This window comes from Acinetobacter sp. YH12226 (genome assembly GCF_013417805.1).
Lineage (GTDB): Bacteria > Pseudomonadota > Gammaproteobacteria > Pseudomonadales > Moraxellaceae > Acinetobacter.
The window spans coordinates 1-16,979 of record NZ_VPDG01000009.1; the positions used below are offsets into that span (position 1 = coordinate 1).

Annotated in this window: 16 protein-coding genes; 12 read left to right on the forward strand and 4 right to left on the reverse strand. The window is 43.1% G+C overall.

Features of this window, described 5'->3' with window-relative positions; translation table 11 throughout:
• Nucleotides 1-194: 194 nt before the first annotated feature.
• The 6 genes from FTV08_RS10100 to FTV08_RS10125 all read left to right on the forward strand — a co-directional run bounded on the left by FTV08_RS10100 (nt 195) and on the right by FTV08_RS10125 (nt 6,444).
• Nucleotides 195-497 (forward strand): hypothetical protein, encoded by a 303-nt coding sequence (locus FTV08_RS10100; protein WP_180087240.1) that lies wholly within the window; start codon nt 195-197, stop codon nt 495-497.
• A 132-nt stretch (nt 498-629) separates the two neighbouring features.
• The gene (locus FTV08_RS10105) at nt 630-1,337 is read left to right on the forward strand and encodes a phosphopantetheine-binding protein (protein ID WP_004646641.1); all 708 of its coding nucleotides are present in this window, start codon (nt 630-632) and stop codon (nt 1,335-1,337) included.
• Between the two features lie 133 nt (nt 1,338-1,470).
• Nucleotides 1,471-2,115 (forward strand): RluA family pseudouridine synthase, encoded by a 645-nt coding sequence (locus tag FTV08_RS10110; protein ID WP_004646642.1) that lies wholly within the window; start codon nt 1,471-1,473, stop codon nt 2,113-2,115.
• A gap of 143 nt (nt 2,116-2,258) precedes the next feature.
• Nucleotides 2,259-5,096, forward strand: coding sequence for an RNA polymerase-associated protein RapA (rapA, locus tag FTV08_RS10115; protein ID WP_016807124.1), 2,838 nt, complete (start codon nt 2,259-2,261; stop codon nt 5,094-5,096).
• 145 nt (nt 5,097-5,241) lie between these two features.
• Nucleotides 5,242-5,508, forward strand: coding sequence for a PAAR domain-containing protein (locus FTV08_RS10120; RefSeq protein WP_004646645.1), 267 nt, complete (start codon nt 5,242-5,244; stop codon nt 5,506-5,508).
• 135 nt (nt 5,509-5,643) lie between these two features.
• Nucleotides 5,644-6,444, forward strand: coding sequence for an alpha/beta fold hydrolase (locus tag FTV08_RS10125; RefSeq protein WP_180087241.1), 801 nt, complete (start codon nt 5,644-5,646; stop codon nt 6,442-6,444).
• 62 nt (nt 6,445-6,506) lie between these two features.
• Here FTV08_RS10125 and fabR read toward each other — a convergent pair whose 3' ends face one another.
• Complete coding sequence (gene fabR, locus FTV08_RS10130; RefSeq protein ID WP_004646648.1) at nt 6,507-7,187, reverse strand: HTH-type transcriptional repressor FabR; 681 nt, start codon at nt 7,185-7,187, stop codon at nt 6,507-6,509.
• A gap of 152 nt (nt 7,188-7,339) precedes the next feature.
• On the opposite strand from fabR, the gene FTV08_RS10135 reads away from it, so the two are divergent.
• Together FTV08_RS10135 and FTV08_RS10140 are read left to right on the forward strand one after the other, a co-directional pair.
• Nucleotides 7,340-8,404, forward strand: a complete 1,065-nt coding sequence (locus tag FTV08_RS10135) for a flavin reductase family protein (protein ID WP_026055790.1) — start codon at nt 7,340-7,342, stop codon at nt 8,402-8,404.
• 14 nt (nt 8,405-8,418) lie between these two features.
• On the forward strand, nt 8,419-9,513 hold the full coding sequence (locus tag FTV08_RS10140; protein ID WP_004646650.1) for an acyl-CoA desaturase: 1,095 nt from the start codon (nt 8,419-8,421) through the stop codon (nt 9,511-9,513).
• Nucleotides 9,514-9,706: 193 nt separating this feature from the next.
• On the opposite strand, the gene FTV08_RS10145 is transcribed toward FTV08_RS10140, so the two are convergent.
• Nucleotides 9,707-10,360, reverse strand: coding sequence for an HAD-IB family hydrolase (locus tag FTV08_RS10145; protein ID WP_004729896.1), 654 nt, complete (start codon nt 10,358-10,360; stop codon nt 9,707-9,709).
• On the reverse strand, nt 10,327-11,535 hold the full coding sequence (locus FTV08_RS10150) for a DUF1615 family protein (RefSeq protein ID WP_071851204.1): 1,209 nt from the start codon (nt 11,533-11,535) through the stop codon (nt 10,327-10,329). The genes FTV08_RS10145 and FTV08_RS10150 overlap by 34 nt, the downstream gene beginning before the upstream one ends.
• 80 nt (nt 11,536-11,615) lie before the next feature.
• Between FTV08_RS10150 and dusB the strand changes: the two genes are divergently transcribed.
• Nucleotides 11,616-12,641, forward strand: a complete 1,026-nt coding sequence (dusB, locus tag FTV08_RS10155) for a tRNA dihydrouridine synthase DusB (protein WP_180087242.1) — start codon at nt 11,616-11,618, stop codon at nt 12,639-12,641.
• A gap of 271 nt (nt 12,642-12,912) precedes the next feature.
• Nucleotides 12,913-13,590, forward strand: coding sequence for a hypothetical protein (locus tag FTV08_RS10160; RefSeq protein WP_180087243.1), 678 nt, complete (start codon nt 12,913-12,915; stop codon nt 13,588-13,590).
• Nucleotides 13,591-13,645: 55 nt separating this feature from the next.
• On the opposite strand, the gene FTV08_RS10165 is transcribed toward FTV08_RS10160, so the two are convergent.
• Nucleotides 13,646-14,689, reverse strand: coding sequence for a nitronate monooxygenase family protein (locus FTV08_RS10165; protein ID WP_180087244.1), 1,044 nt, complete (start codon nt 14,687-14,689; stop codon nt 13,646-13,648).
• 207 nt (nt 14,690-14,896) lie between these two features.
• Here FTV08_RS10165 and FTV08_RS10170 point away from each other — a divergent pair, with 207 nt between their 5' ends.
• Entirely contained in the window at nt 14,897-16,156 is a 1,260-nt protein-coding gene (locus tag FTV08_RS10170) for a putative DNA modification/repair radical SAM protein (protein ID WP_180087245.1), read from the forward strand.
• On the forward strand, nt 16,156-16,935 hold the full coding sequence (locus FTV08_RS10175; protein WP_004279976.1) for a TIGR03915 family putative DNA repair protein: 780 nt from the start codon (nt 16,156-16,158) through the stop codon (nt 16,933-16,935). Before FTV08_RS10170 ends, FTV08_RS10175 begins: the two co-directional genes overlap by 1 nt.
• The last annotated feature ends 44 nt before the right edge of the window (nt 16,936-16,979 follow it).

The following is a 16,979-nucleotide window of genomic DNA, read 5'->3' on the forward strand; positions in this document are numbered from 1 at the left end:
TTGAATTTCTTTATCAGACATAGTGATCAGCATCTATATTTTATATCCAGTCCATGGTGATAAAAACCATCATAAACCAGACATTTTTATTGGTGAGAATATAGACACTTTAAATGGGTTCTAACAAAAGAATTTCGTATAACGTGTATTATGTTAATTTTAGAAATAATTAAAAGTTTGGAAATACTAGTGAAATGCAACTTATAGAAATGGAGCCTTATTTTTGGGAACTATATGAGGATAGCGAAAATATATACCTCAATGTTTGTATAAATATGAGTGCAGTTTCTTGGGCGAAAACTATCTGCCTAGATAAACAAACGATTCAGCAATATCAGACTCAAGGAAAAGGTTTTATTGATGACTTAGCTAAAAGAATTGAAAGCAGCCAATTTAGAAAAGATTATGAAAGATTTTATTCATTTCCAGATGCCTCCGCAGAACAAAAAGAGGGAATGCTTCTAGCATTTAATGAATATAGGGCTAAGCAAAATTAAAGCCATTTAACATAATGGCGATGATACGAAATTAGAACAATAAACCTCTGTGAAATCAAAGTGTTTTTCAAATCGATGCTAAACTAAAATAGCATGAATCATCATGCTATTTTGTATTTATAAGAGCCTCCCATGCTGTACCCCATCCCTAAAAAAATCCAACTTGCTCCATCCCAAGCCAAATGGCAGCTTGCATCAAATGAATCTGTTTTGGTTTTAGTGGGATTACAAAATTTAAGGATGATGGTAGGCATACAAGAAAGCGACCTAATGAGTCATCTGATCCAGATCAGCAATAAAGCCAAAGCACTCGATATTCCGATTGTTGACTTATATGGTGATGACCTGATGCAAGGCATGCAGCAATTGGGAGAATATGCCTCAATGCATCCGCAACTGATTTTTGCCGGGCAGGTTACACCGATGCTGAAACAGATTTTGCCGCATCTGATGAGTGTGACGGATCAAATCGGTGTGGTCGATGATGTGATTTTATTGGCGAATCAAGATCAGCATATTCAATGGATCGAAAACATTTCAGCACAGGGGATACATCACTTAAATACCTATAGCCTGACCCGCTTATGGGATTTAAGCGCATCTTCCGAATATGTATTGTCGGCCAAAGGCATTATGTTGGCTGTCGCAGAACAGCTGGATATGGATGCTTTGGAAATTGATCCCTATGTCGACTTAAAAAATTATGGTCTGGATTCGGTAGCGGTGGTGAGTCTAGTCGGTATATGGCGTGCACATGGTGCCAATATCCGTTATGAAGATGTGCTAAAACATCCGTCTTTGCACGAATTGGCAAGCTTCATTTTAAAATCCTCAGGTTGATGCGCTGCGATTGAGCAATTTTATGCGCTAAATCGGAAATTTCATCGTCATTTACATAAATGCGCATTGTAATTATTGGCTAAGCTTTCTATCATTGCCGCCTTGTTTTTCACGATCAGCCTGGGATTGAACTTTGAGTAATTTTCTAACCGAACATCTGATACATCGTGATGACGATTTCATGGTCATCCACAAACCTGCAGGTTTACTCACAGTTCCCGGTAAAACAGAAGACTTACAAGATTGCCTGATCAACCGTCTGGTCAAATTAGAACCCAAAACTTTACTGATTCATCGACTGGATCGCGATACATCCGGTATTTTGGCCTTTGGTCTGAGCAAATGGGGACAAAAAACCATTTCCCGCCAGTTTCAGGAACGCCAGACTGATAAAACCTATCAGGCTATGGTTGCCGGTACACTCGAAGGTGAAGGCACTATTGAAGTGCCAGTGGTGTATGATCCAAGCCGTCCCCCCTTACATATCGCAGATCCCGCACATAATAAGCCGGCCATCACGCATTGGCAGGCGATCGAACATTTTAATATTCAGGGACAGCCCGTGACTCGGGTGAAACTGACCCCAATTACCGGCCGTTCACATCAGCTACGGGTGCATATGCAATATCTCGGACATCCGATTATTGGCGATACCTTATATGCGACATCCGAACAGCAACAGCTCAGCTCGCGTTTATGTTTACACGCGGAACGTTTGAGTTTTTATCATCCTCAAACAGAGCAGTTGGTCGAATTTTATTGTCCGGCGCCGTTCTAGGAAATACTTCTTTAATCGGCGTGAATTATGCTCACTTTTTAGTGGGCTTTATGTCAAAATACATTGCTTGAAGGTGTGGAATTTTGCTCCAATGACGTTTCGTGATTGAGCCTAATATTCATAATCTTGTACTTAAGATAAAGGTGGAAAAATTGCAGCAATTTGCTATTGGTCAACGTTGGTTATCAGATACTGAAACAGAACTCGGTTTAGGCGTTCTTATTGATGTTGATGAGCGGTCGGTCAGCATTTTATTCCCGAAAAGCGATGAAACCCGCGTCTATGCACGCAGCAATGCACCCTTATCTCGTATCGTATTTAATGTGAAAGATGAATTACAGGATCAGGAAGGGACCAAGTGGATTGTAGAATCCGTTGAAGACCGCAATGGCGTGGTGCGTTATCATGTCGTTCGTACCTTGGAAGATGGAACTGAAGAACGTAAATCGCTGAATGAAACCCGTATTGGTGCGACCATCCAGCTGTCTAAGCCTCTAGACCGTTTATTGGCCAGTCAGGTTGATTATAAAGAATGGTATGACCTGCGTATTGAAGCACTGCTGATGCAGGCCAATATGCAAAGCAGTCCACTGCGTGGTCTGGTGGGTTCACGTGTCGGTCTGATTCCGCATCAGCTTTATATTGCGCATGAAGTTGGTCAGCGTTTTGCACCGCGTGTATTACTGGCCGATGAAGTGGGTCTGGGTAAAACTATTGAAGCGGGTCTGATCATCCATCAACAGCTGAAAACTGGCCGTTCTGAACGTATCCTGATTTTAGTGCCGGATTCACTGCAATATCAGTGGATGATCGAGATGCGCCGTCGTTTCAATCTTGAGTTCTCGCTGTTTGATTTGACTCGTACGGCATCGATCAAAGAACATGATCCTGAACAGAACCCATTCCTGACCGAACAAAAAATTATTGCCTCTGTCGATTTGATGGTCGACCATGAAGATCTGCGTGAACAGGCACTTGAAGCAGGTTTCGATTTGTTGGTGGTCGATGAAGCGCATCATTTGATGTGGAGTGAAGAAGATGGTGGTAATGACCGTTATGATCTGGTCGAAGAGCTGGCTGAACATACGCCGGGCGTGTTGTTATTGACGGCAACACCTGAACAGCTCGGTGTGGAAAGTCACTTTGCACGCCTACGTTTGCTTGATCCACAGCGTTTTAACTCGCTGGATCGTTTCCTCGACGAAGAAGCACAGTATCAGCATACAGCTAAAATTGCAGAAGTGCTGATGTCAGACATGCCGCTAGAAGCCGAGCATTTAACTGCGATTGAAGCCTTGTTAGGTCATCCGATTGAAGATCAGCCTGAACAGCGTTTCCGTGCCATTCACGAACTTTTAGACCGTCATGGTACAGGTCGTATCCTGTTCCGTAATACACGTGAAGCCATTCAAGGTTTCCCGGGTCGTGACTGTCAGCCGGCACCATTGCCAGCACCAGAAAACTGGTCGAAAGATGGCAAGTTGCGTGAACAGATGTGGCCTGAAGAGGCGCAGCTCGATGGCGCATGGATGGAAGCCGATCCACGCGTGATGTGGCTGATGGAGCGTTTGCGTACCGATTTAAAACACAAAAAAGTCTTACTGATTGCGCGTAGCGGGCCAGTGGTTGAAGCGCTGGAAAATGTACTGCGCTTACATGCCGGTATTCGTACCGCCATGTTCCATGAAGGCATGAGCTTATTAGAACGTGACCAGGCCGCAGCTTATTTTGCTGAAGATTCGTATGGCGCGCAGATTTTACTCTGCTCGGAAATTGGTTCGGAAGGTCGTAACTTCCAGTTTGCCTCTGACCTGATTCTGTTTGACCTACCTGCGAACCCGGACGTGTTGGAACAGCGTATTGGTCGTCTGGATCGTATCGGTCAGGAAAACCGGATTCAGATTCATGTGCCTTATCTGGTGGGAACTGCACAAGAACGTATGTTCCGCTGGTATAACGAAGCGCTGAATATCTTCAGCAATATTTCTCCAGCTGCACAAACCTTGCAAGAAAATTTTATTGTTCGCTTGAAAGACTGTCTATTGGCAGACAAAGGTCAAGATTTTGAAGACCTGCTGGAAGAAGTTAGCGTGCAACGTGAAGCGCTGGAAGCTGAATTGCAGGAAGGTCGAGACCGTTTGCTTGAATACAACTCTTGCCGTCCGGTGGTGGCACAGGAAATTGTCAACGCGCTTGAAGACTATGATGACAATACCACTTTGCCGATTTTCATGAAGCGCTTTATGGCGTCTACGAATATCGACTTTGACGAGCAAAGTAACGGTACAGTGATCATCAAGCCAACCGATCAAATGCAGGTTCAAGGTTTGACGTTGGATGAAGAAGGGATTACAGCGACTTTCTATCGTGATCAGGCACAAATCCGCGAAGATGCGCAATACCTGACACTGGAACATCCATTCACTGAAAGTGTGATGGAAATGATCAATACGCAAGGCTTTGGTAGCACTAACGTTGCGGTACTAAAATCTGCAGCACTGCCACAGGGTTCGGTATTACTTGAAGTATGGTTCAAGGTCGATGTGGTGGCTCCGAAAGCATTGAACTTGCCGTCTAGCTTGCCGCAACAGTTGATTCGTGTCTTGCTCAGTGAAAAAGGTCAGGATCTATCACAAAAGATTGCACCAGAAATCCTGAAACCGTACTTGCATCATTTAGATGGCAATAGTTGCCGTCAGGTGGTGAAAGCACGTCGTGATGTGATTGAGGCACGTTATCAGCAAGCGCTTGAACTGGCACGCAGTGCATTGCCTGGCTTCAAGCAGCAAGCCAAAGAAGTGTATGGCAATAAATGGCAATATGAAATTGATCGCCTGACCTATCTGAAACAGTTCAATCCAAGTATCCGTGAAGATGAAATTGCACGTTTACAAAAGTTGCAGAAAGAAGGTTTAAGCCTGCTGGATGGTCTATCGGTAACACCGGAAGCAATTCAGGTGATGGTCGTGGTCAAGCCTTAAGCTTTACGCAATAAAAAAATGCAGCTTTCGGGCTGCTTTTTTTATAGGCAAAATCCGGGTTTATTATTTTTTTGGTCGGAGAATGCTGGTCTGTTATTTTCCTCCTGTTTAAAATTAGGCTACTGAATAATAAGAATGACAAAGTATGTCAAAAGCACTGATTACCCTTGGCACAAAGACCAGTCATGGCGGCATGGTGACTGAATGCGAACTCTCTTTTTTGATCAATGGTATTGCCGTACATTTAAATGGCATGAAGCATTATTGTCCCAAATGCCAGACTATGGTCACCGCAATTTCCAGCAATTTGTCTATTACTGTCAAAGGACGGGCAGTGGTCATCGCGGGGGATAAGGCCAGTTGCGGCGCGACTTTTCTACCGATGCAACATTTGACTGTATCGCAGAAATAGACTTTAAATTCTGAAGGAATACAGAGAAATGACTTTGAGGTCATGCTTTGAGCATTTTTGCGCTGCCGAATAAATCTTTAAAGCGGTAAGCTCATCTTACGATTTCAGGATGAATACGCACTGCGTTTAAAAATAATGAAGCAAGCCTTACATTTTACCCATGCCAATGGTATCCCTTCGGCAACTTATCGGAAGTTTCTGGACTGTTTTCAGCAAGACTATGAGGTCAAAGCGATTCCCTTTATCGGCATGAACCCACAATATCCAATTACGCGAGACTGGCGTTATCTGGTCGATGAAGTCATTGCAGATATCGAGCAGCAGTTTCCTCAGCAGCAAGTGATTGGCTTAGGACATTCCTTTGGTGGTCTGGTGACCCTTATGGCGGCGTATCGACGTCCCGAACTGTTTTCCAAGCTGATCATTATGGATCCACCATTTGTGATTGGAAAAAACAGCGCCATGTTTGAACTGATCAAAAAGCTGAATCTAAAAAGTGTCGATGGTTATACACCCGCAGGAATTACGCTAAAACGCAAAGATTATTGGTCATCAAAACAGGTCGCTATTGAAGCACTCCGGTTTAACCGCTTATTTAAAAATTTCGATGAGCAGTGTTTTGCTGATTATATCGAGAGCGGCATTCAGCCAGAACCTGAACGTGGTGGGGTGACGTTAACTATTCCAAAACAGATAGAAGCGGAAATCTTCCGGACTGTGCCAGCCTGGTGGTGGAGAACGCCACGCCGACCGCCTGAAGTGCCGATGCATCTGATGACTGCAGAGCAAAGCCAGTTTTATCAGCAGGGGTTGCCACAAGGGATGCACAAGATTTATCGGATTAATTATTCTGTGGTCGAGGGCGGGCATATGTTCCCGCTTGAGTATCCGGAAGCCACTGCAAAGGCAGTCAAAGCTCAACTCGCACTTTTGTAATCATCATAAAAAAGAGACGCTGATTACGTCTCTTTTTATACTAGTTCATGCAAATCGGAAAATTAGCGCAGCTGAGAATCTTCCAGATGACGTGCACCTTCAAGGATCATCCGGATCATGATCATGGTCTGTTCGGCAATTTCTTTGCGGTCTTCGGCAGGCATATCAATCACATTAGCACCCATGTTGAAGACCAGTTGGGTAATGGCTTTGGCTGCAATATCGGGATGAAATAACTTCTTATTGTTTAGGCGTTCCAGACGAATTAAATCTTCCTGAAGTTCCTGCTGAAAATAATTTAATTGGCGTTCCACCGCCTGTTTATAAGATTTGGAACCGGTATAGCCTTCACGTAATAACAGGCTCAGATTGCCTTCATCGGCATCCAGCTGGGCAATAAAGACTTCTACAGAACTGCGGATAATGCTGTTCTGGCGAGAAGCTTGCAGACGTGCTTCATGCAAAATCTGACGCAATACAATCCCGGCACGATCAATCAGCTCAATGGCCAGTTCATCAATATCTTTAAAATGACGATAGAAGCTGTTCGGTGCAATACCAGCTTCACGCGCGACTTCACGTAGACTTAAAGAGGAAATACTTTTTTGTGGCCCAATCAGATTCAACGCAGCCTGAAACAGTTCTTCCTTGGTAATGGTGGCCTTGCGACCGACACTCCGTACGATAATCGGCTCATCAATGCTTTTCGATTGTAATAAAGATGCGTCACTGCTTATTTTCATTGAAGGCTCGTTCATCGATAGGTTCATGCATGAATCATTTTATTATAACCGAGCCAGTCAAGCTTGTGAAATGATTAGAAACAATACGGTTGTATATACAAATATATATACATGTGTATAATAATTAAAAACCCAAGGTGATGTCACAAACGATGCATGTACTGCAAAAACTTAAAATGCCATTGAATGCACTGTCTGATAGTGTAGTTGATCAGCATGCAATTAATTTCTGGATTCAGAAACTCAATCCTGTATGGTCGTTGAATCAGCCATTAGGCAAGATCGTGCATATAGAAAATGCAGCACAGGATATGCTGAGTCTGAAAATTCAAGTGAATCGCTTATTTAAGTTTGGTGAAGCAGGGCAGCATCATCCGGTCTATGTGGTGGTAAACGGCATCCGTTATGAACGTAGCTATAGTTTGACCCGTGTAGATGCGCAACATGTTTTATTGACCGTGAAAAAAGTCAATGCCGGTAAAGTCAGTACCTGGTTGGCAGAACAGGCACAAGTAGGTGATGTGATCGAATTTGGTCAGCCTTATGGTGATATGACCTTGCCTGTGCAGACGAGTCCATTGATCTTGCTTGCAGCAGGGAGTGGTATTACCCCAATGCTCAGTATGCTGGAAAGCTTGAGCAAAAAAGGTGAACTATCTGCACCGGTCACTCTCTGGTACTGGGTTAAAAAAGATCAGGATGCCGCATTTAAAGCACGGTTTGAAGAGCTTGCTCAGAAACATGCAAATTTCTCATTTCATGTGTATGCCACTCAAGAACAGCCAGCTGCTGCACGTCTGGATGAAACCTATCTGACAGATCTGCAAAATCTGGAAAATAGCATCGTATATTGCTGTGGTCCTTCAGGTTTTGTATCTAAAGCAGAACAGCTTTTTGCTCAGGCAAAACAGTTTAAAGGTGAAGCCTTTAGCATGAGTTTGGCGGATCTATCGGATACCGGCTTTATTAATGTCACCCTGACCCAGTCGAAAAAAATTGTCAGCATTCCAAAAGGCCAATCCATTCTAGTGAGCCTGGAACAGCAAAATATTAAACCGACCCATGGTTGCCGTATGGGCATTTGTAATAAATGTGCCTGCAATAAAGTAGAAGGTTCGACCAAGAATTTGGTCAACGGTGCACAAAATACCGAACCCGGCAACCTGCTCAAAATTTGTATTAACTCAGCGCAGACTGACCTTGTCATCGACTTATAAGCGAGTTTTATCTTATGAATATGCCAGTAAAATTACAGTATTTTAAAAATCCTAAAAACCGTGAATTAACCCAGTTTGAACTTGATGAACTTGCACGTGAGCTCGATGCGATTAAGCAAGAAGTGCTAGATGATCTAGGTGAAAAAGATGCGAAATATATCCGTCGTGTCTATTCAACCATTCGTTACTCATCGATTGCCGGTCGCGCCTTATTGTTTGCAGGCTGGTTCCCGCCAGCATGGTTGCTAGGCACAGGTCTATTAGGCTTTGCCAAAATCATGGAAAACATGGAGTTGGGTCATAACGTCATGCATGGTCAATATGACTGGATGAATGATCCTAAACTCAATGGTCAGACTTATGAATGGGATATTGTAGGGACTTCAGACAACTGGCGTCAAACCCATAACTTTAAGCATCATACTTATACCAATATTAAGGGTATGGATGATGATATCGGTTATGGTCTATTACGCTTGTTCCCGGAACAGCGCTGGAAACCGGGTTATTTATTGCAACCGATTTATGCAGTGCCATTCTGTTTATTGTTCCAGTGGGGTGTTGCGATTCAGAATCTTGAATTGGGTAAATACTTCAAAGGTCGCAAAAGCAAAGAGCAGACCAAAGAAGAATGGCGTCCAATGCAGAGCAAAATTGGTAAACAGTTGTTTAAGGATTATGTATTCTTTCCATTGATAGCAGGTCCTGCGGCTTTACCGGTTTTGACCGGTAATATGGTGGCCAATGGTCTGCGTAATATCTGGACCTTTAGTATTATTTTTTGTGGTCACTTTACCAAAGATGTCGAAGTGTTCCCAAAATCGGTACTTCAAAATGAAAGTCGTGGTCACTGGTATATGCGTCAGATCCGTGGTTCATCTAACCTGACCGGTTCTGAAGCGTTTCATATCTTGACGGGTCATTTAAGTCATCAGATTGAACATCATTTGTATCCTGATGTGCCTGCACGTCGCTATCGTCAAATGGCACCGAAAGTTCAGGCTGTTTGTGAAAAATATGGTTTGAACTATAACAATGCCAGCTTGGTAAAACAGTATGGTAGTGTGATCAAACGTATTGTGAAATATGCATTTCCGTTTAAGAAATAATTTTTCTTAAAGCTAAAAAAACTACTTCAAATGAAGTGGTTTTTTTAGCTAGGAGGCGAATACTTCAGGAAGTAAAAATCCTGATTACGAAGCTATTTAAGATGATTTCAAGGCATAAAGTAAAAAAGTTAATCTGCCATTTATAGCGTTGTCTAAAGGTGTTTAGTAGGTTAACCCGATAGAATGGAAAGGACTAATATGGCATCGAATGAGCTGAAATATTAATTTTTGGAAGCTGTTGATCTTGACCCTCAAAATAGCTTTGCTGCGCCAGACTGAGCATTTCTATATCTTCCTTGCTATTCCCATAAGCATAAATTTCAGCATAATTATCCAGATTATATTTTTCTAGAATTCTAATTTTCTTTTGTGTGTTACTACAGTCAGGAGTTTGATAAAACCCTGTCAATTTCCCAGCTTTGATTTCAACTTCGCTACAGATTAAATCGATATTTAAATAACTGCACACCGGTTTAAGATACAAATCCAATGAGGCTGATACCAACACGACTTCATGTCCTAATTGTTGATGCTGTTTAAGTTGTTCTAATAATTTCGGATTCAACTTGAATATTAGTTGTTGTGCATAATCCTGAGCTAATTGCAGAATTTCCTCTGCATCACTGTTTTTAAACATGCTGGCATACAATTTGGGTCGCATGCGGTGTGCCGGATAGAAATTTAAATAATAGGCCTGTATCCATGGCAAAATTTGCATGCCGCGTTTCACAATATGCCGTTTTCTTAAGGCATGGAAAATGAACCCGGTAAAGCTATCATGTAGATACAGGGTTCCATCAAAATCAAATAAGGCTAGAGTTTTAGATTTTTGATTTTGCGCATGCATGTTTGATATCGACCATCGACGCGGGTAGCAAACCAGTTAGTATTATAATCACGACTTAATTTTGGTCCGGAAATGACCACTTCAGGCATAATGGCATAGATAGGATCTTTACCCGTTTTTTCCTGATAAAGCTTGCTGACACCACGATAAGTCATCGTATCTTCAAAGTCTTTATCTTTTTCTTTCTTTAAATCAGCTCGGATTTGACGTTCAGTGATAATAAAATTATTTTTGGCAAAAACACTGATTAACTCACGCTCAGATTGACTCTTCTGCGAACGGATCGCGCCATCTTTAGTATAGAGCAATAAGTCGCCATCCAGATCAAGTTCGGCTTCAGTTAAATCATTTAACATGCTCTGAAAAGCGGCATTTCGACTGGAATACATGCCCGAGTTATAGTCCGCAAAACGATAAATTGGCTTGTCATAATCCGCCGGATACATCATCAGGCGATGAATCCCATAATACAGACCGCCATATTGACTGTAGAGATCGGTACGTAACTCTGCGATATTGCCGCCTTGGCGTTTATGTTCTTTCGCATAGCTGATATGTACCTGCATTGAACCCAAGGTGGTAATTGGATTCATTTTCTCGCCAATATTCTGGCCGACCAGTTTGGCAGCACCAGTCAGGGCGCTAACATGATAATGCTTTGACATATAATCAAATATTTCACGATATAATTCGTCGAGTTCACGTTCGGTTTTGACCCGGTGCATCTGGCTTAAGTAGTTGTCTTCAGGACTCGGATGGTTCTTGAGAACTTCCTGGAAATATCCTGCAACTGTGCCACCAATTGCTTGACCAAGCTTATCTTTGAATTTTTCATCAAGGCGACCTTGGACTTCCTTAACCGCCTTTTCACCCAAACCCGGAACAGTAGGATCTGCAACAAAGTTAGATTCCTGATCAACCACTGCCACAATCGTACAAACATTTTTCTTGGTCTGAGGAATGCCGAGCTGTTCGGTAATGTCATAAATATCTTGTGCCCAAGACTCACGTTGGTTGACACGGTTTGGAATAGCTTTGCGAATATGTTCAACTTCAAGTGTCGGTTCATCATCTTTTGACCACCATGAACCATTGCCACAACCGGCAAGACCCAGAGAAAGTACAAGTACAGACAATGACTTAAAAGAAAAACAAGAAGCGAAAGTTTTATTCATGGTGTCGTAAATTAATTGAAAAGATGAGCGAATAAGGCAGATGCAGTATACTATGCCCATCAAAAAAGTGATGAATTTATATGTATATTGGTCCATATCAACTGTCAAACAATTTGATTGTCGCTCCCATGGCAGGTGTGACCGATCGTCCGTTTAGAACCTTGTGCAAATACTTTGGTGCAGGCCATGCGGTCAGTGAAATGATGACATCTGACAAAACTTTGCGCGTGAGTAAAAAGAGCTTATATCGTGCCAATTTTGATGGAGAGCTGGCACCGATTTCAGCGCAGATTGCTGGTTCAGATCCCCATGATCTGGCTGAAGCGGCACGTTATCAAGTGGCCAATGGTGCGCAAATTGTTGATATTAATATGGGCTGCCCAGCCAAAAAGGTCTGTAACCGACTCGCCGGTTCTGCTTTATTGCAGGATGAAGATCTAGTTGCGCGTATTCTGGATGCAGTTGTGGCTGCAGTTGATGTGCCAGTGACCTTAAAAACCCGTCTTGGTTATTTGAACGGTCAGGAAAATATTATGCGTGTCGCTAAACGTGCTGAACAAGCCGGAATTGCAGCGCTAGCTTTACATGGCCGTACCCGTGAAGATATGTACCTGAATACCGCGCGTTATTCTTTAATCAAAGACGTAAAGGAAATGTTGAAGATTCCTGTGATTGCCAACGGTGATATCGACAGTCCGGAAAAAGCCAAATACGTGCTGGATTATACCGGTGCAGACGCAATTATGATTGGTCGTGCAGCACAAGGTCGCCCCTGGATTTTTCGTGAAATTGCCCATTATTTAAAAACTGGTCAACATCTTGACGCACCAAGTATTACAGAAGTTAAAGATGTACTGCTGGGACATTTGACAGAATTATACGAATTTTACGGCGAGTATTCCGGCTGCCGAATTTCCCGTAAACATATTGCCTGGTACACCAAAGGACTGCGTTCCAGTAACGAGTTTCGTCAAAGCATGTATCAGGTAGAAAATACCGCTGACCAGTATCGTGTGGTAGAAGATTATTTTAATGCACTGCTAGAACATGGTTTAACCATGACTGATGTACAGGTCGAGCAGGTGAATTTACTGGAAACCAAGTAATGACGGGCAAAATTCAGCGAATCATGTAATATTTTTTGCATGAAATCCCTACCTTTTTTATCTTGAGCAGGCTGATTTTTGCATTTTGTTTACACTTCAGCCTGTCTAATACATAGCAGCACAGTTTGTTCACTTAAACTGGACAGGACTTGGACATTGCTTACTCAAGCTTCCTCTATGATGAACCTATCCAGATATAAAGATGAACCTATCCAGATATAAACCAGATGTGATCCATCTTGTTTATCGTCATCATTGAGGGAGATCTGTAATGACAAATACCAATCGTCCAGTCACAGAGTTTAGCCATAAAACGTCAACGGAATTGCCACAAGAACGCAGTGAAGGCCTGAATATCAATCCGACTGATACTAATGCACGTCCAGATTTGAATACACCCGTGAAAGATAATCCTCGTGTTCCAGACATGAATGAAGGTGAAGATAATCTGGCTGCCACCAGTGCCGGTACTTTGGGCGGAGCTGCGGTAGGTGCAGTTGCAGGTCTGGTAGGTGGTCCTCCAGGTGCAGTGGTGGGTGGTATTATTGGTGGCGTTGTTGGCGGTATTGCGGGTAATGATATTGCAACGCCTGATCATGAGAAACAGGCAGATAATTACCAGCACCCAGAGAACTTACCTGAGGCAGATAACTATCGACATCCAGATCATTTGAGAGCAGAAGATAATTACTGGAGAGATGAGTATCATAATCGCCCGTATTTCAATGAAACGCGTAGCACATATGGCGATCTAGATTATGATCGTGATTATCGCGGTGCTTACCGGGTCGGTTATGAAAATCGTCCGATGTATGAGCATGATACGGATTTTGACCGTGCCGAACCTGAACTGCGTACCAAGTGGGAACAGTTAAAAGGTGAGTCCCGCCTCAACTGGGAAGAAGCGAAATTTGCAGTTAAAGATGCCTGGCATCGTGTCACACGCTAATTCTAGATAAATTAAAAACCTCTCCATGTGGAGAGGTTTTTTTATGATTCAAGTATTAAAGATGCTTCATTTCCAGTATGAGCTGGTTAATCAGATCGGAAGCTTCCATTTCACGAATCTGTGCCACGTTCGAACCTGCCCAGAATGCACCATAACCTTGATCCCCATGTTTGGCAGCAGCAGCATGTAATTGCTTGGCCAGATCATAAGTATATGGATAAGCGGGAACATCCAGCCGATCGGGTGTATCCACTTCAATATGCCAGTGGTTAATGATGCCGCGTGCAGGACGACCGGAAATACTGGCACTCACTTGAGTGAGTGGCTTGGAAAATAAGGCTTTACGATAGGCATCATTGGCATTGGAAGATTTACACTGCACAAATGCAGTCCCGAGTTGCACGGCATCTGCACCGAAATCCATCATTTGACGCGCTTGTTCACCCATCATAATCCCGCCTGCTGCTACAATCGGCAGGGAAGAATGCTGTTTGATCAGCTTGACCAGATTGGAGGTTTTAACTGAGGCATCAAATTTGGTCGAGAAAATCCCGCGATGGCCACCAGCCTCAATACCTTGTGCAATAATGATATCAATTCCGGCTGCTTCAATGGCTTTAGCTTCGGCAAAATTGGTGGCAGACACCATGGTCAGAATCCCGGCCTGTTTGAGGGCTTGAATCTGATGCGGATGTGGAATCCCAAAATGAAAGCTGACTGCTCGCGGTTTGGTTTCCAAGACCAGATTCAGGAAGTCATCATTGTCTTTAAAACTCGGATAAATACACTCCAAATGATCTGGTGCCTGAGCGCCATATTCGGCAAATTTATCTTTAAACTGTGCAATCCATGCCTGCGCTACAGCCTCATCTACAGGAACAGTGTCATGACAGAAAAAATTAACCTGAAAAGGGCAATCTGTCAGTTCTTGAGTCTTTAAAATCTGTTGCCGAGCTGCATCAATACTGCTGGCCCCCAGACCCAGTGAACCCAAGCCGCCCTGATTGGACACTTCGGCAGCAAGCTCGGGCGTAGAGACACCTGCCATCGGTGCCAAGAAAATAGGATGTTTAATTCCGAGATTTTCTAATAAAGACATAGATTTGCTCCTTGTTATGCTTTTACTTTGCCTTTGAGCACAAAATTAAGCAAATCATATTGGTTATTTTATTTTGAAATACTGCAGCATGGGTTACGTGTTATTTACATTTCTTGCGACACGCTACGTCGCCAAGAAGATAGAACTTTTATTAGCCTAGAATTGAACACTTTATAATAGCTTTTTGGTCACATATTCTCTGAGCTCATGTCTGATCGTATCCGTGAAAAACTGCAAATTTTAGCCGATGCTGCCAAGTATGATGTGTCTTGTTCATCTAGTGGTAGCAACCGTAAAAATAAAGACAAGGGTGTGGGCAATACCGGGAATGGTATCTGTCATAGTTATACCGAAGATGGCCGCTGTGTGTCCTTATTGAAAATTCTGTTCTCTAATGTCTGTATTTTTGACTGTTCCTATTGTGTTTCGCGCCGTTCCAATGACGTCCAGCGTGCAGCATTTACCGTGCAGGAAGTCGTCGATCTGACCATGAATTTTTATCGGCGTAATTATATTGAGGGGCTGTTTCTCAGTTCGGGAATTTTTAAATCGGCCGATCACACCATGGAACGGATGCTACAGGTGGTCAAAAAACTTAGACTCGAAGAAAACTTTAATGGCTATATCCATCTGAAAACTATTCCGGGTGCATCACAGGAGATCATTACCGAATCTGGGCTGTATGTCGACCGTATGAGTATTAATCTTGAAATGCCGACGGAAGCGGGACTGCAAAAATTTGCGCCTGAGAAAACCCATGCCGAAGTACAAAAAGACTTGGGCATTGTACGCGACCGGTTGATCCAGCTCAAAGATGAACGCAAGCTGATCAAGTCAGTCCCCAAGTTTGTACCTGCCGGACAAACCACACAGATGGTGGTGGGCGCGCATAGTGAAACCGATCAGGATATTATTTTGATGGCTGATCGGCATTACAAGGAATTCAAGCTGAAAAGGGTGTATTTCTCTGGTTATATCCCGATTAATCCTGAAGATAAAGCCTTACCCGCCATCGGTTCAGCACCGCCATTATTAAGAGAAAATCGTCTGTATCAATCTGACTGGCTGATGCGTTTTTATGGCTTTGCTGCTGATGAAATTGTCGATGAGCAGCATCCGAATCTGGAGCTGGATATTGATCCCAAACTCAGTTGGGCCTTGCGTCATCCTGAAGCCTTTCCAGTCGATATTAACCGTGCCGACTATAAAATGATTCTACGGGTACCCGGTATAGGTGTACGTTCTGCCCAGAAAATTGTACAGGCCCGCCGTTTTGGACAGATTCATATTGACCAGCTAAAACGCATGGGCGTGGCTTATAACCGGGCGCAGCATTTTATCCGCTGTGCAGATACACCGAAATTTAAGAAAGATCAGCAGTCCCATCAGATTCGCCAGCAAATTTTGATGTCAGGACAATCCAAATATCAGCAGCAACTTTCACCTCAATTAGGATTGGGTTTCTAGTGGCAAGTTACTGTTTTGATGGCAGCATGACTGGTCTGCTCAGTTGTGTATTTCGTGCTTTCGAGTTTAAAGAATTTAACGTGATAGTGACGGCCAATCCTCAAGCACAAACAGGTTTATTTGATGAATTTATCCATGTGGCCTCTAATGATCAGCATGGGCAGCGGGTGTGGCAGGGATTAAAGCAGAAAGTATCTTCCAGCAGTTTGCGTGCTTTTTACTATACGTTTTTGTCAGAGCAGGAAGCAGCGTTCCAGACTCTTTTTGATTTTGCAGTCTATGTCTTTCAAAACCAGCGTCCAGTCGATAAAGATTATGGTCATACTGCGGTGATCGGCATGTCGCAATGGGCCAAGCAAGTGGGGCGGGAAAAGCATCGTATGGAGGCTTTTGTACGCTTTAAAAAAGCCAAAGATGGTTTGTTTCTGAGTCTGGTCAGACCGGATTTTAATGTCTTGCCGATTATTTCCCGACATTTTCAGGAGCGTTATCAGGATCAAAGCTGGCTGATTTATGACGAGCAGCGTAATTACGGTATTTATTATGATTTAAGGCAGATGCATCAGGTCGAGATGAACGCTGAAATAATCGATCCACAAATCCGGATTGGTCATAGTCAATCATTCAGTATTGAACTGGATGATCAAGAGCTGCTATATGATCAGCTCTGGAAAGACTATTTTAACAGTGTGAATATTCAGGCGCGCAAGAACATGAAATTGCATATTCAATATGTGCCAAAGCGCTACTGGCGTTATATGAATGAGAAATTACTTTAAACAGTACATCAAGCTGCTTTCAGGCATAATAAGCATTGGTATAT